The sequence below is a fragment of the Thermovibrio ruber genome (genome assembly GCF_055380895.1).
Window position 1 is genome coordinate 1,221,928 of record NZ_AP042397.1, and the last position, 19,304, is coordinate 1,241,231.

General features: G+C 45.3%; 19 protein-coding genes and 1 tRNA gene. 13 read left to right on the forward strand and 7 right to left on the reverse strand.

All coding sequences use genetic code 11. From position 1 onward, the window contains the following. Positions 1–41: 41 nt before the first annotated feature. From proC to ACZ424_RS06530, 3 genes are read left to right on the forward strand one after another with little or no spacing between them, the layout of a single operon-like run. Positions 42–857 carry a pyrroline-5-carboxylate reductase gene (gene proC, locus ACZ424_RS06520; protein ID WP_464904175.1) on the forward strand — a complete coding sequence of 272 codons (816 nt, stop codon included), beginning with the start codon at positions 42–44 and terminating at the stop codon, positions 855–857. Next, on the forward strand, positions 857–1,600 hold the full coding sequence (locus ACZ424_RS06525) for a UPF0280 family protein (RefSeq protein ID WP_464904176.1): 744 nt from the start codon (positions 857–859) through the stop codon (positions 1,598–1,600). The genes proC and ACZ424_RS06525 overlap by 1 nt, the downstream gene beginning before the upstream one ends. A gap of 50 nt (positions 1,601–1,650) precedes the next feature. Then, entirely contained in the window at positions 1,651–2,982 is a 1,332-nt protein-coding gene (locus tag ACZ424_RS06530) for a TolC family protein (protein ID WP_464904177.1), read from the forward strand. On the opposite strand, the gene ACZ424_RS06535 is transcribed toward ACZ424_RS06530, so the two are convergent. Beyond that, a complete protein-coding gene (locus tag ACZ424_RS06535; protein WP_464904178.1) occupies positions 2,971–4,293 on the reverse strand; it encodes a DASS family sodium-coupled anion symporter in 1,323 nt (440 codons plus the stop codon). The two genes, ACZ424_RS06530 and ACZ424_RS06535, sit on opposite strands and share 12 nt — an antisense overlap. Positions 4,294–4,300: 7 nt before the next feature. Next, a complete protein-coding gene (gene pyk / locus ACZ424_RS06540; protein WP_464904179.1) occupies positions 4,301–5,701 on the reverse strand; it encodes a pyruvate kinase in 1,401 nt (466 codons plus the stop codon). A 60-nt stretch (positions 5,702–5,761) separates the two neighbouring features. On the opposite strand from pyk, the gene thpR reads away from it, so the two are divergent. The 8 genes from thpR to ACZ424_RS06580 are packed head-to-tail and all read left to right on the forward strand — an operon-like array spanning position 5,762 to position 12,786. After that, positions 5,762–6,310, forward strand: coding sequence for an RNA 2',3'-cyclic phosphodiesterase (gene thpR / locus ACZ424_RS06545; protein WP_464904180.1), 549 nt, complete (start codon positions 5,762–5,764; stop codon positions 6,308–6,310). After that, the gene (locus ACZ424_RS06550) at positions 6,303–7,454 is read left to right on the forward strand and encodes a DUF445 family protein (RefSeq protein ID WP_464904181.1); all 1,152 of its coding nucleotides are present in this window, start codon (positions 6,303–6,305) and stop codon (positions 7,452–7,454) included. Before thpR ends, ACZ424_RS06550 begins: the two co-directional genes overlap by 8 nt. Before the next feature lie 15 nt (positions 7,455–7,469). After that, positions 7,470–8,855: a phosphoglucomutase/phosphomannomutase family protein gene (locus tag ACZ424_RS06555; RefSeq protein WP_464904182.1), complete on the forward strand. Its 1,386-nt coding sequence runs from the start codon at positions 7,470–7,472 to the stop codon at positions 8,853–8,855. 12 nt (positions 8,856–8,867) lie between these two features. Beyond that, positions 8,868–9,758 carry a KaiC domain-containing protein gene (locus ACZ424_RS06560; RefSeq protein WP_464904183.1) on the forward strand — a complete coding sequence of 297 codons (891 nt, stop codon included), beginning with the start codon at positions 8,868–8,870 and terminating at the stop codon, positions 9,756–9,758. Next, positions 9,755–10,204 carry a TIGR00725 family protein gene (locus ACZ424_RS06565; RefSeq protein ID WP_464904184.1) on the forward strand — a complete coding sequence of 150 codons (450 nt, stop codon included), beginning with the start codon at positions 9,755–9,757 and terminating at the stop codon, positions 10,202–10,204. Before ACZ424_RS06560 ends, ACZ424_RS06565 begins: the two co-directional genes overlap by 4 nt. Then, a complete protein-coding gene (locus tag ACZ424_RS06570; protein ID WP_464904185.1) occupies positions 10,167–11,438 on the forward strand; it encodes a tetratricopeptide repeat protein in 1,272 nt (423 codons plus the stop codon). Before ACZ424_RS06565 ends, ACZ424_RS06570 begins: the two co-directional genes overlap by 38 nt. Next, on the forward strand, positions 11,426–12,268 hold the full coding sequence (locus ACZ424_RS06575; protein ID WP_464904186.1) for a hypothetical protein: 843 nt from the start codon (positions 11,426–11,428) through the stop codon (positions 12,266–12,268). Before ACZ424_RS06570 ends, ACZ424_RS06575 begins: the two co-directional genes overlap by 13 nt. Then, entirely contained in the window at positions 12,268–12,786 is a 519-nt protein-coding gene (locus ACZ424_RS06580; protein ID WP_464904187.1) for a shikimate kinase, read from the forward strand. Before ACZ424_RS06575 ends, ACZ424_RS06580 begins: the two co-directional genes overlap by 1 nt. On the opposite strand, the gene ACZ424_RS06585 is transcribed toward ACZ424_RS06580, so the two are convergent. Genes ACZ424_RS06585 through ACZ424_RS06595 form a run of 3 tightly spaced genes read right to left on the reverse strand, consistent with a single transcriptional unit; the run spans position 12,743 to position 16,140 of the window. Then, positions 12,743–13,642: a lysylphosphatidylglycerol synthase transmembrane domain-containing protein gene (locus ACZ424_RS06585; RefSeq protein ID WP_464904188.1), complete on the reverse strand. Its 900-nt coding sequence runs from the start codon at positions 13,640–13,642 to the stop codon at positions 12,743–12,745. The genes ACZ424_RS06580 and ACZ424_RS06585 overlap by 44 nt on opposite strands. Further along, entirely contained in the window at positions 13,629–14,594 is a 966-nt protein-coding gene (locus tag ACZ424_RS06590) for a glycosyltransferase family 2 protein (RefSeq protein WP_464904189.1), read from the reverse strand. The genes ACZ424_RS06585 and ACZ424_RS06590 overlap by 14 nt, the downstream gene beginning before the upstream one ends. Beyond that, positions 14,581–16,140 (reverse strand): ArnT family glycosyltransferase, encoded by a 1,560-nt coding sequence (locus tag ACZ424_RS06595; protein ID WP_464904190.1) that lies wholly within the window; start codon positions 16,138–16,140, stop codon positions 14,581–14,583. The genes ACZ424_RS06590 and ACZ424_RS06595 overlap by 14 nt, the downstream gene beginning before the upstream one ends. Positions 16,141–16,201: 61 nt before the next feature. Between ACZ424_RS06595 and ACZ424_RS06600 the strand changes: the two genes are divergently transcribed. Next, the gene (locus ACZ424_RS06600) at positions 16,202–16,456 is read left to right on the forward strand and encodes a hypothetical protein (RefSeq protein WP_464904191.1); all 255 of its coding nucleotides are present in this window, start codon (positions 16,202–16,204) and stop codon (positions 16,454–16,456) included. Further along, positions 16,425–18,047, forward strand: a complete 1,623-nt coding sequence (locus tag ACZ424_RS06605; protein ID WP_464904192.1) for an ArnT family glycosyltransferase — start codon at positions 16,425–16,427, stop codon at positions 18,045–18,047. Before ACZ424_RS06600 ends, ACZ424_RS06605 begins: the two co-directional genes overlap by 32 nt. Here ACZ424_RS06605 and ACZ424_RS06610 read toward each other — a convergent pair. Together ACZ424_RS06610 and ACZ424_RS06615 are read right to left on the reverse strand one after the other, a co-directional pair. Further along, complete coding sequence (locus tag ACZ424_RS06610) at positions 17,947–18,753, reverse strand: SIR2 family NAD-dependent protein deacylase (RefSeq protein WP_464904193.1); 807 nt, start codon at positions 18,751–18,753, stop codon at positions 17,947–17,949. The two genes, ACZ424_RS06605 and ACZ424_RS06610, sit on opposite strands and share 101 nt — an antisense overlap. Before the next feature lie 411 nt (positions 18,754–19,164). Next, positions 19,165–19,251 (reverse strand) — tRNA-Leu (locus ACZ424_RS06615). Positions 19,252–19,304 lie beyond the last annotated feature (53 nt).

A 19,304-nucleotide genomic window follows, 5' to 3' on the forward strand; every position in this document is an offset into this window, starting at 1 on the left:
TATAGCCTCTGAGGAGTTTAATCTCAAGTGGGAGAGTTATTATGAACGTAAAAGTTGGTTTCATCGGCGGCGGGAATATGGCGGATGCTTTTATAGGAGCTCTGGTGGGAGGAGAATTCCTCTTACCCTATCAGGTGTTTGTTTCCGACGTAAACGGCGAGAGGTTGAAATACCTTTCTGATAAGTATGGAGTAAAGACTTCACAGAAGAACTTAGACGTGGTTTCAAGCAGCGATGTTCTCTTCCTTGCCGTAAAGCCTCAGGTAATGACCTCGGTTTTAAGGGAGATAGCGGAGGCTCTTACTCCTGCCCAGATTCTAATCTCTATGGCTGCCGGTTATCCGATTAGGAAGATTGAGGAGGTAGTTGGAGACGACAAGAAGGTGGTTAGGATTATGCCTAACGTTCTCGTTAAGGTGAGGAAGGGGGTTGTTGCCTACTGCGACAACCACCGGCTTTTAGACGATGAGAGGAAGCTCGTTAAGGAGCTCCTTTCCACCTGTTCCAAAGTGATTGACGTTGAGGAAAAGCTCTTTGACGCCGTGACGGCGGTTTCAGGGAGCTCCCCTGCCTTCTTTTTCCTCGTTGTTGAGGCTATGTGCGACGGAGCCGTTAGGGTTGGCCTTCCAAGGGAGATTGCAAAGGAGCTCGTTGTTGAAACCCTCATAGGTTCAGGAGTTATGGCAAGGGATGAACACCCGGGAGTTTTGAAAGACTCCGTAACCTCCCCTGCCGGAACGACGATAGAGGGAATTTCCCAGCTTGAAAAGAGTGCCGTTAGGAGTGCTTTTATTGATGCTGTGAAGGCGGCCTTTGAGAGGTCTAAAGAGATAACGAAAATTATTGAAGAGCTCTGATGTTCCTTTTACCTGAAAAGAGGTTCTACAGATTTTTTCAGAAACCTAAGGGTTTTAAATCTTTTAACCTTGTTGCCGGTGAGAGTGACGTTTGGGTTGCAGTTCCGGAGAGTGAGTTTAGAGAGGAGTTAAGGGGGGAGCTCCTTTCTTACCTCGTTGACGTTAGAGAACAGATAAAGGTTTACTGTGAAATTAACCCTGAGTTTTTAAAGTCTTTAGTTCCGATGAGCGTTCCGCCTCTTGCTCCCGAGATTGTTAGAGTTATGGCCGAGGTCTCCAAAAAGGTCGGAGTCGGCCCTATGGCCGGAGTTGCAGGGGCGGTTAACCTATTCTTGGGAAGGAAGCTTCAGAGTTTGGGAGTTTCTCAGTTTATACTTGAAAACGGCGGAGACCTATACTTAAAGGTTGAAAGGCCGGCAGTTGTTTCAATCCTTTCAAAGAAGTCTGAAGGGGTCGGGAGTTTGGGGGTGGAGCTCCCACCCGGCACCTGGGGAGTTTCAACCTCTTCAAGCAAAATCGGCCACTCTTTAAGCTTTGGAAGGGTTGACTCTGCAACTGTTATCGGAGAAGACCCGGTAGTTACAGACTGTAGCGCAACTTACCTGGGAAACAGCAGGTCGGTTGACGAGGCAAAGTTGAGGGCGGAGGAGCTCCTTAATTTTAACAGAGGCGCACTTGCCCTTATAGAGGGGAAGTTCGTTATGGCCGGTGAGTTTAAACTTGTTCGCTTGACTCAAAAGTAGCCTCAAAGTATAAATTCATTGCAATATTTGAATTGTAAGAGAGGAGCGTTATGAGGATAAAGCTCGCAGCCCTTATTTTCTTCCTTGCAGGAACGGTCAGCTCTTTCGGAATAACCTTAGACGAGGCGGTAAAGTTATCCCTTGAGAAGAACAACCTTTTAAAGGCAAAGAGGGAAGAGGTAAAAGAAAAGTTCTACGATTACAGAATGGCAAAAGCCCATCTCCTTCCCAAGGTTGACCTTTACTCTGAATACAACAAAACGACTGATCCACCTTATGCAATAATGAATAGAATGGAAGTCAAAAAACTTGACATGATGGGGACGGACTTTAACGACCCGGGGAAGTCACAGCTCTTTAAGACGGGACTAAAAGTTACGGTTCCCATCTGGCTCGGCGGGAAGCTGAGGGCTGCTGTTGACCTTACAAAGAAAGAGGTAAAGGCTGCAAAGGAACAGCTTAAAAGAGACGAGAACAGCGTTGTATACGACGTCGTTAAGGCCTACTACTCTGTTCTAACTGCAAAAGCGTTCCTTGAAACTGCTCAGCTTGCCGTTAGAGATGCAGAGAGACACCTGAAGGACGCTGAAGCGGTTTACAGGGCCGGAGTAGGTTTAAAGTCAGATGTTTTAAGGGCTAAAGTTTACTTAGAGCAGATGGAGGAGAACCTCGTAAAGGCAAAGAGTAACTATAGCGTTGCCCTTAGGGCTCTGGCCGTTGCAATGGGTGAGTTTCCAAAGGGAGACATAACTGTAGACGGAGACTTAACCTACAGGCCTTTTAACTTTAACCTTGTCAAGCTCATTGAAACGGCGATTAAGAACAGGCCTGAGCTGAAGGAGTTGAAAGTCCGTCTCTCCCAAACGAAAGACATGGAGAGGATAGCGAAGGCCGACTTCCTGCCTCAATTTGGAGCCTTTGGAGAGGTATTTTCTGCCGACGACACAGCTCCCTGGAATAAGGAGAACTCAAGCTGGATGGTTGGAGTGAGGGCGTCGCTGAATCTGTTTAACGGCGGAGAGAAGCTCTACCGCTTAAGGAAGAGTAGAATTGCCCAGCTGAAGGTTAAGGAGTACGAGGAGAGGGCTAAGAAGGGAATTGCCTTTGAAGTGTCTAAAGCCTACTACGATTTTGTATCTGCCCAGAAAAGGGTAGAGCTTACAAGGGCTGCAATTTCCTCGGCCCAGGAGTCTTTAAGGATAGTTGAGAAGAGGTATAAGAATGGCCTTGCTACTATGACGGAGCTCCTTGACACCCAAACTGCACTGAACCAGGCTCGGAGCAACTACGTTGCAGCCCTTTCGGCCTACAGACAGGCAGTTGCAAAGGTTTACTACGCTGCAGGAATACTTCCGAAACGCTACCACGACTTAGATGAGTAAGCAAATTAGGGCAATAACTACGGCAAAGGTGATGTTAAGGATGAAACCGACTTTTAGCATCTGTTCCTGTTTTACCTCTCCGGTTCCGTAAACAATTGCGTTTGGTGGTGTTGCAACGGGAAGCATAAAGGCGCAGGAGGCGGCTATTCCGGCTGGTATTGCAAGCTCTTCTGCCGGGAGTCCTAAACCCTTTGCAGTAGAAATTAGAATCGGAACGAAGATGGCCGCTGTTGCCGTGTTGCTCATAAGCTCGGTCATGAAGATCATAAAGAGGGTTACGGATAAAACCAAGAAAAACGGCGGAAGTCCGCTTACCGTATCTACGAACAAGCTGGCTATGAATTTGCTCGCTTCCGTTACTTTTAAAAAGTGGGAAAGCGTAATTCCGCCGCCGAAGAGTATCAGCGTTCCCCAGTCTGTTCCCTCTTCAATTTCTTTCCAGTTAACCAGCTTAAATGCAAACAGGAGAACGACTGCCAGTAGAGCAACGGCTGCATCAAAGTATTTTGACACTCCGAGGAACTTTGAGATAGGTTTACTGAAGAGCCAGCCGAATACGGTTATAAGGAAAGTTAGGAGAACGAGAACTCTCTTCCTGTCAATTTCAACCTTAACCCTTTCAACAGAAACTCCCTTTTCAACCGTCGGTTTAAAGTAGAGGTATAGGATAAAGAAGAGAAGTGGGAGGAGAACTGCAACTGTTGGAAGGCCGAACTTTAGCCAATCCGTAAACCCCATTCCGAGGTCTGCCGCCGTTATTCCGTTGGGAGGGCTTCCGACGAGGGTTCCGATTCCACCGACGCTTGCAGAGTAGGCAACTCCAAGGAGGATAAAGTGCTTTACCTTCCAGCTGTTCTCCTTTAGAGCTCCTATCACACCTAAAGCTAACGGAAGCATCATTGCGGTAGTAGAGGTATTGCTTATCCACATAGAGACGAAGGCCGTTGCTGTAAAGAGGAGAAACGCAGAAATGAGAAATGAACCCTGAGAGAGGGAGACGATTTTGTAGGCAATCATCCTGTCTAAAGAGTATTTCGTAAGGGCAGTTGCAAGGGCGAACCCACCAAAAAAGAGGAAGATTATCGGGTGGGCAAAGGAAGAAAGCGAGCCTTTAACGGAGTCCACTCCGAGGAAAATCCCGATCAGCGGAACTGATAGGGCTGTTACCGGAAGTGGCAGTATCTCAAATATCCAGAACACCGCCGCAAAGAGTAAGATAAAGAGCCCTTTCTTTACCTCTTGGTCTAAACCAGAAACAAGTAGAGCTCCAGAGAGGACGATGAAAAGAACCAGTCCGATTAACTTTTTCACAACTCCCTCACCTTACGGTTACAACCTTTAACAGGTTTGTTGTTCCCGGGACTCCGGTGGGAGCTCCCGCCAAAACGATTATCCTGTCGCCCTTTTTAACTAACTTTTTCTCCTTTGCGGCCTCTATGGAGAGCTTAATAATCCTGTCTGTTGACTCTGCAGGAACCGTTAAGAGCGGTTCAACTCCCCAAACCAAGTTTAGCCTTCTGAATGTTTCCCTGTCGTGGGTTACTGCGTAGATCGGGACGGGAGGCCTGAACTTTGCGACGGCCGTTGCTGTAGCTCCACTCCTTGTAAACGGAACGATGGCCTTAACCTTTACCTCCCTTGAGAGGTTGCAGGCAGATTTTGCAAGTGAGTCCTGAAGGTTCTCCGCCGGTAGCTCAGAATACCTTTTGTAGGGGTATATCTTTTCGGCTTCTCGGGCTACTTTAGACATTGTTTTAATAACCTTAACCGGGTACTTACCTACCGCCGTCTCCTCAGAGAGCATTAGGGCATCAGTTCCGTCCAAAACTGCGTTTGCAACGTCTGTAACCTCAGCCCTCGTTGGAACGGGAAGGTCTACCATTGATTTGAGCATCTGTGTAGCCGTTATTACCGGCTTTCCTGCCTCGTTTGCCTTCCTTATCAGCTGTTTCTGAATTACGGGGACTTTCTCTATAGGGAGCTCCACCCCCAAGTCTCCCCTTGCAACCATTATTCCGTTTGAAACCCTTATAATTTCGTCTGCGTTCTTAACTGCTTCAGGTTTCTCTATCTTCGCAATTACCGGGATTTCCTTCCCTAAACTCTTTAAGAGTTCCTTTAACTCCAAAACGTCCTCTGCCTTCCTTACAAACGAGAGGGCTATCAGGTCAACGCCGACTTCTACTCCGAACTTTACGTCTTCCCTGTCCTTCTCCGTCAGTGCTGGAACGGAGAGTTTCGTGTGTGGAAGGTTCACCCCCTTGTGTGATGTAAGGGGACCCCCTACAAGGACTTCGCAGACTATGTCCTTTCCCTTTACATCCTTTACCTTCAGTCTAAAGGCTCCGTCTGCAAGGAGTATCGTTTCTCCCTTCTTAACCTCTTCGTGGAGCTTTGGATAGTTAACGGTTATCTTTCCCTTTTCCGGTTTTCCAGTTGTGAGAACTACCAAGTCTCCCCTGTGGAGGAAGAGTGGCTCCTTGCTGAGCTTTCCTACCCTTATCTTTGGGCCACACAAGTCCATTAAAACCGGGATGGGCCTTCCGGTTTCCTTCTCAACTCTCCTTACTAACTCAACCCTTTCCCTGTGTTCTTCCTTAGTTCCGTGGGACATGTTTAGACGAACTACGTTAAGGCCTGCCTCTACCATTCTCTTTAAGATTTTCGGGTCGCTTGAGGCAGGCCCCAAAGTTGCGACGATTTTTGTTCTCTTTTTCAAGGCTCTCTCCCTCCCGGTTGCTGTTATACAATAATTCTACCTCTTTGGAGAGTCTGGCTGTTGAAGAAGAAAAGGCTCTTTTTAGGAACGCTTGTTTCAATTCCGAAACTTCTTGAGGTGAGGAAGTTCATCTCCTCAATAAAGGTTGAAGGAAAGTGGGTAGAGGAGGAAAACCTTCACTTTACCTACCGGTTTTTGGGAGACTTTGAGGAGGAGAAGATTCCGCAGCTTGTAAGTTTTTTAAGGCAAAAACTTAAGGGAGCGAGAGCTCCAAAAGTCACCTACAGAGGTTTGGGGGTCTTTCCGGACAGGGAAAGGCCGAGAGTCCTATGGGTCGGTGTTGAGTCTGAAGGGATTGGAGAGGTAAAGAGGAGAGTTGATCAAGCCCTTATGCCCTTTGGTTTCCCAATGGAAGAGTCTTTTACTCCACACGTAACGCTCCTCAGAATAAAGAGGATGAGACACAGGGGAAAGTTCAGCTCCTATCTCTTTAAGATGAAAGATTTTGTCTTTGAGGAAAGAGTGGAGCCTAAAGTTTCTCTCATTGAGAGTAAGCTTACAGAAAAAGGTCCAATCTACTCCGTTTTAGAGGAGTTCTCCCTTGATTGAGGCTTTGGTTCCGCCGGCAGTTGGAGCTCTTATTGGCTACTTTACGAACTACGTTGCAATAAAAATGCTCTTCAGACCCTACAGGGCTTACTACCTTTTCGGAAAGAGAGTTCCCTTTACTCCCGGCCTGATTCCTTCAAAGAGGGAGAAACTTGCAGATGCTATAGCAAAGGTTGTAAAGGAGAACCTGTTAACCGAGGAGACTTTAAGGAGCCGTTTAAACGAGGAGAGGATTCTGGAGAGTTTAAGGCAGTTAGTTGAGAGTTTTTTAGAAGGCTTTGGCAGTAATTCAGAGGAGTTTCTGTCAAAACTTTCGGCCAGTTTTGGGGATAAAAAGGTAGGAGAGGTTTTCGGTGAGGTTTTAGACGAGGGAGTTGAAGGAACTGTAAGTTTTATCTTTAAACAGCTCCACGGGAAAAAGGTCGGAGAGGTTATTCCTCAGAGTTTAAAGGCGGAGTTTGAGAAGTTTTTAGATGAAAAGATTGACCAGATAGTTGAATACTTTGCAAAAGAATCAAAGAGAAACGAATTTAGGGACGTAGTTTACTCCCTGATAAAGGAGAACCTTTCAAAGCTTAGGGAGTTTATTCCTCTCCTTACCGATTCAATGGTCTCATCTTTCAGCGAGAGGCTTTCAAACCTTGCCGTTGACCTCATTGAGAAGACATCAAACTCTCCGGACTTTAAACTGAAAGTCTCAAAGCTCATCTGGAGTAGAGTTCAGGACTTGATGAACAGGGAGATTGACGTTAAAAGTGAAGGGTTTAAGCGTTTCATGGAGATTTTGGAGAGATCTCTCTCATTTTACGCTGAACAGCTGAAAGAGAGAAGACTTGGTGATTTCCTTGAGGGAGAGGCTTCTTTAAAGGTTTCTCGGTTCTTAGGGGAGCTGATAGCAGAGAACAGGGAAATTCTCTCTTCGTTTCTGACTGATGAGCTTTTAAAGGTGATAGAGAGGGAGCTCCCGGTAATCTTAGATGCTGTTGACATAGAGGGGCTTGTTCGTGAGAGAATAAACGGCCTTCCGATAGAGGAGGTTGAGGGAATAGTTTTAAAATTGATAAATGAAGAGCTCCGCTACATAACGCTGATGGGAGGGGTTTTGGGAGCTCTCATCGGAGCAGTCCAGCTACTTTTTGTGTAAAAGTAGGGAGGAAAGATGATAAAGTTCGGAACAGACGGTTGGAGAGGCATAATATCAAGGGACTTTACGTTTGACAACCTAAAAAGAGTTACCCTTGCCCACGGACTTATGCTGAAAGAGGCAGGGGCAAAGAGGGTAGCTGTAGGCTACGACCTGAGGTTCCTGTCGGAAGAATATGGAAAGTTCGTAGCTGAAACCTTTGGAGGAATGGGATTTGACGTAGACCTTTCCGACGGCTTCTGTCCGACACCTGCAGTCTCCTACAACACTAAATACGGGAACTATGACAACGGAGTCGTTATAACGGCTTCACACAACTACGGTAAGTATAACGGCTACAAGGTTAAAGAGTCATTCGGAGGGGCGGCAAGGACGGAAGTCACGAGGAAGATAGAAGAGAAACTCCCTGAGGCCGAGAACTTAGAGAGACCGGTTGGGAGCTACAACTTGAAGGATTTAGTGACTCCATACGTTGAGGGAGTTAGGGAACAGCTGGAGCTTTCCCTCTTTAAGGAAAGGCCTGTAAAAATCGTTCACGACCCGATGTTCGGTGCACAGCAGGGGCTTATGTATAGAGCTCTCCTTGGAACGAAGGCGGAGCTTACAGAGATTCACGCATACCGCGACCCTCTCTTCGGAGGTAAACACCCTGAGCCTATAGTTGAGAAGAACATTACCTCTCTAATGGAGAAGGTGAGAGCTCTTAAAGCCGACATCGGCATCGCTCACGACGGAGACGGTGACAGGGTGGGAATCGTTGACGAGAACGGGAAATTCGTCAACTCCCAGATAGTTTACGCCCTTTTACTCCTGCACGTTGTTAGGAACAGGGGAAAGAGGGACGGAATCGTCGTTAAAACAGTCAGCACCGGCTACTTAGTTGATAGGGTTTGTAGGAAGTTAGGGTTAGAGCTCCTTGAGGTTCCAGTAGGTTTTAAGAACATAAGTGAGGTAATCGTTAAGGAGAAAGTACTTTTCGGAGGAGAGGAGAGCGGTGGTTACGCCTTGGTTGACTACCTGCCTGAAAGGGACGGCCTTTTAATGGGGCTTTTGATAGTTGAGAAGATGCTTGCAGAGGAAAAGACAGTTTCTGAAATGGTAAACGCCCTCTTTGAGGAGTTCGGAACTGCCTACTACAGAAGGATAGACCTTCCGGTTTCCCAAGAGGAGAGGGAAGCCCTTGAGGAGCTTAAGGAGAACCCCCCTAAGGAGTGGAACGGACTAAAAGTTAAGAGAGTTCTCACGATAGACGGACTAAAAATCATCTTTACAAACGATTCCTGGATACTCTTTAGGCCTTCCGGAACGGAGCCGGTCTTTAGGGTTTACGCAGAGACTCCCGACGAAAGGACGACAGAGGAGCTCCTAAACTGGGGTGTTAAACTTGTGAAAAGGAGTTAGAGGAGGGGAGAGATGGCAGAAGGTTACAGCGAAAGGCAGCCTCAGGTAATGAAGGACTACGTCTACGTCCTCGGGGAGGCTGTAAAGAAAGCGCCGGAGCTCCGGGGAGTTCCGACGGGAGTTAAAGGTTTAGACGACCTGTTCTTCAAAGTGGAAATTGAGGACGGAAAGCCCCTTAGGAAGCCTTTGGGAGGAATTCCGGAGTACGCAGTTGTAAACCTTACCGGAATGCCGGACACCGGTAAAAGCCTTATGGCCGAGCAGTTTACGATAAAACAGGCCTCTATGGGACAGAAAGTGTGCTTCGTTACCGTTGAAAGCCCTGCAAACTTTGTTGCTGCCGGCCTTAAGGAGAGAGCTCTGGCAATGGGAGTTGACTTTGAGGAGATTGAGGACAACATCATACTGATAGACGCAGCAAGCAACTCAAGGCTCCGTGATGACATACCGACGATGTTAGACACCCTTGCCTACGTTTACAGGACGTACCACTGCCACAGAACGGTTATAGACTCAATTACTGGGCTTTACGAAGCGAAAGAGATGCTAGCCCGTTCAATCGTCAGGGCCTTCTTCAACTTCATGAAAAAGTGGTATCAGACGGCCATTTTCGTTTCGCAGAAAAGGAGCGGACACGACGAGCTCTCTGCAGAGGCTGCAGGAGGGTACGCCGTCGGCCACATAGTTGACTGCACGATGGTTCTCTCAAAGGAAATTCTTTTGTCTCCCTCAAGGGCGAGGGCTTTTAAGAAAGAGCTCGGAGACATACTGAGGCTCTTCAGAATTGACGGTTGTAGGCTTTGTGGCCACGACACGAGGCTTCACCTGATGGAGATAACGGAGTTAGGGCTTGTTGAGATTAAAGAGCCTTTGGTTGAATACCTGAAGGGTAGGAAGAAGTGAAGACAGTTTCGGTTATAGGAGACGGGGGAGTTCCCGAGGGGAACTCCCTCTACGAAACGGCAAGAAGAGTGGGACGGCTCGTTGCTGAAAGGGGCTACGTTTTGGTAACCGGAGGTCTTTTCGGTGTTATGGAAGGGGCATCAAGGGGGGCTAAAGAAAAAGGGGGACTTACCGTTGGGATACTTCCCCACTACGAAGACCTCTCCAACCCTTTCATAGACATTAAAATTCCCTCAGGAATGGGGCAGGCCAGAAACGTTATAGTTGTTTCATCAGCAAGTAAAATAGTAGTCGCAGTTGGGGGAAACTACGGAACCCTCAGTGAGATAGCCCATGCATTGAAGTTAGGGAAACGGGTCGTAGGTTTTAGGACCTGGGGGATTGAGGGAATTGAGAACTATGAGAATATTGAAAACTTTATTTCTCGCCTTAGTTCTCTGCTTTAGTTTTTTAAACGGAGCTTTACCGGAAACCCAAACCGAGGTTAAAACTGTTTCCCCTTCTGTTTATGAGCTTCTATTAAAACTTGAAGAAGACTTAAAGTCTAAAAAACCTAAATCCACCATCCTTTTAGACCTTAAAAGCATAGAGAGCGCTAAAGATAACCTTCCAGTTTACTACATACCTGAGCTTAACTACTTACTGGGCTCTGAAGTTGAGAAAGTTCCGGTTACGCAGCTTACTCTTTTAAAGAAGGTGGCTTACTACACCTATCCTTTAGAAACAGCCCTTAAGGTTTTCCTGTTTCTCTTGCTCTTCTATACCCTTCTTTTCTACTTTCAGAATACGAACGTTCAGCCTCTTACAAAGAGGTTTCTGACTGTCGGTGGCGTTTCCTTTTTAGTGTTTGCCTTTGTCGTTAACATCTGTGCTCTCATTTACGTCGTTACCGGGTTTGGTTTTGTTCTTCTTACTAATCTAAAGAGAAAGCGCTTAGGCATTTACTTACTCGTGGCTCTCTCTCTTCTCTTTATATCTCAAGTTCTCTACGATAATGCTTCTTTAAGGTTAAAATCTGACAACCTGTTCTACTACATCAAGGTAAGTAGAGACGGTTATGCTCCCGACTATCTAATTGATGAGGTTTTTCCCAACAGTAAAGATTCAACTCTTGAAAGTGTAACCTGCCACCTTGTTCTCGGTAAGCTTGATGATATTGCCAAAATAGAAAGATTTAAGTTTTCAGACCCTCTGCGTCAGGCCGTAGTTTTTAACGACTACGGTTACGTCTACTTCCTTCAGGGGGATTTTAAGAGAGCTCTCTCCTTTTTTGGAAAGGCCTTTGAGCTTAACCCTTCTTCAGAAATTAAGTATAACCTATACTTAACATATTCGTCGCTTCTAAAGTTGGAAGAGGCCAACCGTTTGAAGGAGGAGCTCTCCCAGAAAGGGATTTCGGTTGAGAAATTTCCTCCCGTTCCTGTTCTCGTTCACCTGTCTGTTCCTCTGCCCGGTTACATTTTTCCTTTGAAGTTTATACTCGGCTTTTTGGTAGGTATCCTTTTAGGAGTTGTCTTTGCACGGTTTTACTTGGTCAACTTCGGTAACTTTGAACCGGAGCTCCTTTTAGTTCCCGGCATGAGAGCTTTCATTAACTCTAGTGTAAAACATATTGTTCTTGTTTCTTTGATAGTTTTATTAATTAACGTTATTTTAGGAAGACTAACATGCTGGGTGTAAAGGGACGGCTAAAAAGTTTAGACGACTTAAGAATCTTTGTAGACACGCTTAAAGATAAGGGAGGGCGTTTAGAACTCTACCTTCCCCACTTTAACGAGGAAGTTGTTATCTGTTACGACGGTATAAACTTCTACCTTTCTACAAACATTCCAGGTTTCCCCGAGAAAAAAGCTCTGAAGGTTTTTATTGAAAGGTGGCTTATTAACGACTTTTATCCGAAGTTTGAGTTTATTGAAGGTGAGCAGTGCTCCTCCGGTGTTCCGGTTTTTGAAGACGAGCTTCTACAGGTTCTTAAGGATCCGTTTTTGGAGTCGCTGAAGGATCTCCCACCATACTTTGAGATAACGAAGATTGACGTTAAAAGAGTCCCCTCTTTCTTGGTTGCCCACTGGACTGCCAGACGGCCTGTTAACAGGGAGGAGGTTTACAAGTATGGTTTGACCCTTACCGATATTTTGAGGTATATTGAAGCAGGTTTAATAGAAATTAAACGGTTTAACGTTGTGGATAGTTTTCCTTATAAACTTAGACTGTTTGTTCAGGCTCTTGGACTGTTGGTGGTGGTCTACTTTACGCTTCCTCTGGGTTACTTAAAGTTAAACCATTTTAAGGTTAATCAGGCCGTTAACTGGGGTTTAAAAGAGCTGATACTGAAGGGTAAAGTAAGGGAAAAGCTCCCGGTAAAAGGGTGTTTGAAAACCGACTTTTACCTCTTAGGCGACAAGGTTGTTAACCCCGGAATAGACGGAACTGTGGGGACGGGAGACGATATCACCGTTAAGCTTCCCGATAAAGGTTACAGGCCTGTATTCGCCCTTCCGGTGAAGTGATGAAGCTCGTTCTTGTCGGTTTTATGGGTAGCGGTAAGTCAACTGTGGGAAAATTTCTCTCGGAGAAACTCTCACTTTCACTTGTAGACCTTGATTCCATTATTGTTGAAAGAACCGGCCTTTCTATTCCTCAGATTTTTAAAGAGAAGGGAGAGGAATTTTTCAGGGAGAAAGAGAGGGAGCTCTTGTTGGAAAAGCTGAAAGGTAACTCAAGCTTTATCCTCTCTACAGGTGGGGGAGCTCCCGCCTACAAAAACAACATGGAGATTATAAACAGTTACGCCACTTCGGTTTTTCTCTATGCAGATTTTAAAACACTTTACTCCCGAATTTCGGGAGACGAGAACAGACCCCTTGCTTCTCTTGATGAGGTTAGGTTGAGGGAGCTCTATCAAAAAAGGTTTCCCTTTTACAGAAAAGCCCACTTTACCGTTGATACTTCCGGAAAGAGCCCTGAGCAGGTTGCAGATGAGATTATCCTACTCTTAAACGGCGGGAGAGGTAGAACCAGCCTATAAGTGCTAAAAGGCCAGACATTGTAAACAAGAGAAGGTGGAAGTAGAAGGCCACAGTTAGGGCGTAGCTTCCCTTAAAACCTAAAAGTGCAAACCCTCCCACGAGTCCCGCTTCGTAGGTTCCAAACCCTCCTATACTGTGAATGGGGAGAACAGTTGTCAGCTCTCCAAATGTTGCTGCAAAAGTGCTCTCAAAGAAGTTCAGCTTTAGATTTCCCGCCTTTATTATGAAGTAAAAGGCTGTAAACTTTGTAATCCAGTTGAGGAGTGAGTAGAGGAAGACTAAAAGTATTTTTTTTGTAGATTTAAACTCAGTAAAGAAAAAGAAGAGTGCAGAGGCAAATCCAAACCGTTTCTTTAGAATTTTAAGGAGCTTAAAGCCTAAAATCAGAACTAAAACTATGAAGATTCCGAGAAGAACTGAAATCCAGAGAAATTTCCTGTTGTTTACAGAGACTCCAAAGGTTGCAGCTGTAAATAGAATTGAGAGGGAGAGAAGGTCAAAGAGCCTTGCAACGATTAGGGCTGCAGAAGATATAACTCCTTCAATGCCAAACAGTTTTTTAAGGATTATTGGAAAAGACGCCTCCCCTGAGCGAAAAGGGAGAAGGTTGTTAAAGAACGTGTGAACTGCCATAACTGCTGAAAGGTCTTTTATTTCTATCTTGGGAAAGAAAACTGTAAACCTTTTTGCCCTGAAGTAGTAGGTTAACGTGTAGAGGAATAGGGAAGTTATGATAAAGGGAAGAGAGAGCTCTCTAAAAATCCTCTTTAGGTTTTGGAAAACGTTATAATCGTAGAGAAAGTAGCCAAAGACTAAAAGAATTAAGAGGGAAACGGCTAAACTACCCCTTTTCAACGTTGAGAGCTCTCCTTACGACGTAAGGTTTTTTGTCCTGAGACTCAAAGTAAATTCTCATGAGCATTTCACTTAAGATTCCCGTTGTAAACATCTGAATCCCGGCAAGTATAAAGAGGACAGAGATAATGAGCAGCGGCCTTTGTCCTATGGATTCTCCCATAAGTTTGAGGATTATTAGGTAGGTAAACGGAACTGCTCCGATCAGGAAGAGAACTATTCCGAGAAGACCGAAGAAGTGGATGGGTTTCTGCATAAATCTTTTCATAAACCAGATGAAGAAAAGATCTGAAATGACCTTAAAAGTTCTTGAGATGCCGTATTTTGACTTTCCGTAAATCCTCGGGTGGTGTTCAACGGGAATTTCAATAATCCTGTCTACAGAGGTTACTGTTGAAACAAGGGCTGGGACAAACCGGTGGAGCTCCCCGTAAAGCCTCACCCTCTTTATAACGTCGCTTCTGTAGGCCTTGAGGGTGCAGCCGTAGTCGTGAATTCTCACTCCCGTTAGTTTCCCGATGAGCCAGTTTGCAATCTTAGACGGGAGCTTCCTTGAAACTGCAGCGTCCTTTCTGTTTTTCCGCCAGCCGCTTACTACGTCGTATCCTTCTTCTATCTTCTCAAGTAATCTCGGAATATCTTTGGGGTCGTTCTGAAGATCTCCGTCCATCGTAACTATCACATCACCAGTTGCGTAGTCCATTCCAGCAACTATTGCAGGGGTCTGTCCGAAGTTTCTGGCAAACTCAATTACCTTGACTTTAGGGTCTTTTTTAGCAATCTCTTCTAATATTTTCCCCGTTCTGTCGGTGCTTCCATCGTTTACGAAGATTACCTCGTAGTCGTAAGGAATTCCCTCTAAAACCTCCTTCAGCCTTTCGTAGAGAATTGGAACGTTCTCCTCTTCATTAAACACCGGGATAACTACTGAAACTTTCTTAACCTTTTCCATTTAGCTTCTCCTTCGGATAGTTGGAGATTAAGACAATGGAGTGTTTTGTTAGGAGCTCCTTCTTTTCATCTATCTTGTAGTATTTTAGTCCTTTCAGTTTTTTAATCCTGTTTTCTCTCGTAATTACAACAACAGGCTCTTTGCTCTTAAGCATTTTCTCAACGGTTTCTCCGTTTAGGTCACTCAGTTTGCCTTTCCTATAGTAGTAAACAATCTCCGGGCTTGAAAAGTCTAAAAAGACAACTTTGCACTCTCTACACCTCTCCTTTATCCTGGCAACTTCTTTCCCGATAATCGGTTTTGCCCTTAAAGGCTCTAAAAGAGGTAGAGTGACCCACTTAAAAAGGAGCATTCCTGTGAGGAAGCCTAAAGTAATCGGCTTTAAAGCGTCTTTCGTCCAGACGGCCCACCAGACTCCTAAAAGGGGAGGGACAAGGAAGGAAAGTCCTAACAGAGGCCACTGTTTTATGCTCCAGAATACTCCACCTGCAAGTGCTAAGGTTGTAAAGAGGAAAGCCGTTAGGTAAAGGGGGAGTTTTTCTTTTAAATTGAAGAGGTACCAGGTAGTAATAACTGCAAACGCCGGAAACGAAGGCAGGAGGTAGTGGGCGAGCTTTGTGTGGGCTACTTGGAAGAAGGCAAAAACTGTAAAGAACCAGACGGTTGAGAACTCTAAAACGCCATCTCCCAAAATTCTTTTCTCCTTAAAGACCTTGTAAACTGCAAAGGGGAAGAATAGTGAAAACGGAAGGTAGAGCCAGAAGTAGTTTACAAGGTAATACCACCACTCTGTCGGGTGACCGGGAACTTTTCCTGTAAACCTGTGGATGTTATGAAAGATTATGAAGTCTTTAAAGAACTGGTAACCGTGTTTGTGGAGGATTGCTCCATACCAAGGAAGAACTACGGCAAAGTAGATTCCAAAACCTGTAAGCCAAGGAATCTCCTTTAAAGTTTTAATTAGGTCTCTCCTTAAAGTAAGGTAGATAACGGCTATTAAACCGGGTAGAGCAAGTCCTACGGGACCTTTAGTTAGCGTTGCAAGTCCTGAAAAGAGAAAGGCGAGCCTATAGTAGTTTTTGTTTTTCCTGTGGTAACCCTCAAAGAAGAAGATGAGAGCTCCCGCAATAAAAAACGTTAAAGCAACGTCAGGCATCGCAACAGACGACATCACTATGAAGTCAAGCAGTGAGAGGAGGACGAGGGAGCTCCAGAATGCAAACCTCTCACTCTTCCACCTACAGAGCCACCAGTAGAGTAGGAGAACGGTAAAAACTCCACAGAGGGATACGAATAGCCTACCTGCAAACTCGTTTATTCCAAAGAGCTTGTAACCTGCAGCTATCAGCCAATAGACCAAAATGGGCTTATCAAACCTAAACTCGTAGTTATAGTAAGGGGTTATGTAGTCTCCGTTCTTAACCATCTCGTAGGCGGCCTCTAAGTACTTAGGCTCGTCTTTGTCAAAGGCAGAATAGAGGCCGTTTGGAAGGACTAACAGGATGAAGGAGAGAACTGCAAGGAGAATCAGGTTTTTCCTTTTCATCTTAACAACCTACTAATAAATTGTTGTGGTAGAAAGTATATCCCACAAAAGGGAGCGTAAAGTGGAGTTTAAGAAATTGTTGAAGTGTTCAACCTGCGGGAACGTTGGAGAGTTTGAATATATAGGCTCAAGAGACGTAAACAAGAACGGTGAAGTTTCAGACATTATCGGCTCTTCCTGTATGTGGATAAGCTACTACAGGTGTCCAAACTGCGGCTCAATAGATGTAGAATTTAGCCCGGTTGGAGAGAAACCTGACGTTCCTCCGGAGGTCTTTAAGGAAGTTGGAGAAGACGAAAAAGAGCTGGGAAAGTAGTTTCCTTAAGTGGTTCCTCTTGCTTCTCTTCTTGTCGTTGGTTATTAACCTTGGAGTTTTCGTTCTCATTCACGAAGAGCCGAGGAGAGGAATAATCACTTTTGAGATGTTAAAGAGCCACAACTTCCTCCAGCCGACGGTTTTGGGAGTTCCCTACTTTAAAAAGCCTCCCCTCCACGAGTGGATAACCTCCTTCTTTTCTCTTCTCTTAGGGGGAGTTTCTGAACTCTCTTTGAGGCTTCCTTCTGTGTTTTCAGTTGTCTTAACTTCTGTACTTATCTTTCTTGGCGGTAAGAGATTCTTTGGAGTTAAGGGAGCTCTCTTCGGTAGTTTAATTTACCCCACCTTTTACATAGTTCTGATAGGCTACGGCTCAAAGTGTGAGCCGGATACTCTCTTTTCCCTGCTAATTTCAATGGCCGTTTTTGGCTGGCTTAGCCTGTTTGATAGGGGAAGGGAGTTTTTTGCCTGGGTTTTAGGATACTTTTTTACATCTTTAGCTTTGCTAACAAAAGGTCTTCCGGCTTTCCAGTTTTTCTACTTTTTCGTTTTTTCATACCTGTTTGTTAGGAGAGAGCTTAAAAAACTTTTGACGGTTAACCATCTCACCGGTCTCTATTTCGGGCTTTTACCGTTTATAGCTTGGCTCTTTGCCGTTAAGACAGACCAAGCAGTAAAAACTCTCTTTTCGGAGGTTCTTTCCAGAGCTCCCGTCAGTGTCCCCCTCTCAAAAACGATTAAGAACTACATCTCCTATCCATTTAGGTTTCTAACTGCTACATTCCCGTGGTCTTTCATTCTTATCTACTACCTGTATAAGAGAAGGAGGTGGGAGCTCCCTCCAAATCCTGTTTTAAAGGCATTCCTCCTTTCCTTTGCTTTAGATTTCCTCCTCTACTGGGTTTTTCCCGGAAGCAGGCTCAGATATTTGATTCCGGCGCTTCCCCTCTTTTCCCTTATTTTGGGCTACTACCTTTCAGATTTTCAGTTCGTCCACAAAAGGGCTAAAGAGATTGTCAGGTTTACCGCCGAGCTGATAGTTCCTATCGGAATTTTTGTCGGAATTATTGTTTCAAAGAACCCTTCTTTAATTTTAAAGTCAACTTTAGAGTTTCTGATTATCCTCTATGCCGTTTACTTCCTCTTTCTCCCAAGGTTTAACTTTACCTATGTCGTAGTTCTTGTTTCCATTTTGATGTTAATTTTCAGGGGTTTTTATAGTTCGTACTACTACCCGATTGCTCAGCTAAAGTATCCATCCGTTAGAGAGGTTGCAGCTCAGATAGTAAAGGACTCTAAAGGCTACCCTCTTTTTACTAAAACCACATACCTACAACTCTGTTTTTACGTTGAGAGGGGCAGGAACGAGATTCTAAGGTTTAATCCCGGACCTCCTAAGAACTCTATCTTCCTTACCCGAAAGCCGGAAGAGAACGTTTTGAGGGAGTACAGTTTAGGAAAACACAAGTTTTTCCTCTGCTCCTACGGGATTAGCTCTTTAAAGCCTCAAGGAGCTCCCGAAGTCCAGAAGATGCCGGCTTCCGAAGGGCGAGATCGCAATAAGGTGAAATGGGGGTCTCCTCGGGGTTAACTTCAACAAGGTAAGCTCCTCCTCTTTTTGCAATTAACGGAATTGATGCGGCAGGCTGAACAACTCCGGAAGTTCCGACAACTATAAACACATCACTTCTCTCTGCAAAAGAGAAAGCCCTCTCTAATGCCTCTTCCGGTAAACTCTCTCCAAACCATACAACTCCGGGTCCTACAATTTTTCCGCACTTTGGGCAAACGGGGAGTTCCCCTTTCTCAACTCTTTCAAAAACTTTACCTTTTAGTTCCTCTTCTGTTATCTTCCTCAAAAACTCCTTGGACGCCAACGGGTATATTGAGGAGAACTCCCTTTCGGGGTAGAGAGCTCCGCAGAACCTACACTTTCCGTCAAAGATGTGGCCGTGGAGCTCCACAAACTTCTTTCCTCCGGCTTCTCTGTGGAGACCGTCAACGTTCTGGGTGATGTGGAGAAACTGAGGGAACAGCTTTTCCATTTCCTTTATTGCATAGTGGCCGGGGTTGGGTTTAGCTTTTGCTATTAAGTGCATCCTCCACAGATACCACTTCCAAACGAGTTTGGGGTTTTCCGAAAAAGCCTCAAAGGTCGCAAGCTCTGAGGGGTTAAACCTGTTCCACAGACCGTCTTTTCCCCTAAATGTCGGAATTCCACTTTCAGCGCTTAGCCCAGCTCCAGAGAGAACCCCTACTGTTTCAACTTCCCTCAGTTTTTTGGAAAGTTCAACCAATTTTAAGGTTCCTCCGGTTTTGCTATTCGTAATTAATATTATGAATCAGGTCAGTGGGAAAGTTTGTTCGGAAAAACCGTTTACGCACTTGATAGCCTCCCCTCTTTCCCGGAAGGAAAATTCGTTTACTGCGTCTGTTTCCCTGAAGACCGATTTTTCGCCCTCGTTAACGCGGAAGGAATGAAAACTTACTGGTTGGGACTTCTTAACAGCTTATACTTGGGAAGGAAAGAAAGAACTTTGTAATTAAGCTCTACTTTTTAAGAGCCGAAAGAGGGAATGGCTGAAGTTCAGAAATTCCTCAAGATGACAGACGGTTTTTGTTTCTCGTTTCCTGCGGTTGCGACCTGTGTAAGGAGCTTGGAGGGACGTCTATTCCTACCTTTATAGGTAGTAGAGAGATCTGCTAAGTGGTGCCCGGGGCGGGATTTGAACCCGCACGGGCGTTAGCCCACAGGATCCTGAGTCCTGCGCGTCTGCCAATTCCGCCACCCGGGCTTTCTGCCCTAAAAATTTAGTCAATCTGGCAAAATTAACAACACTTTTTTTCA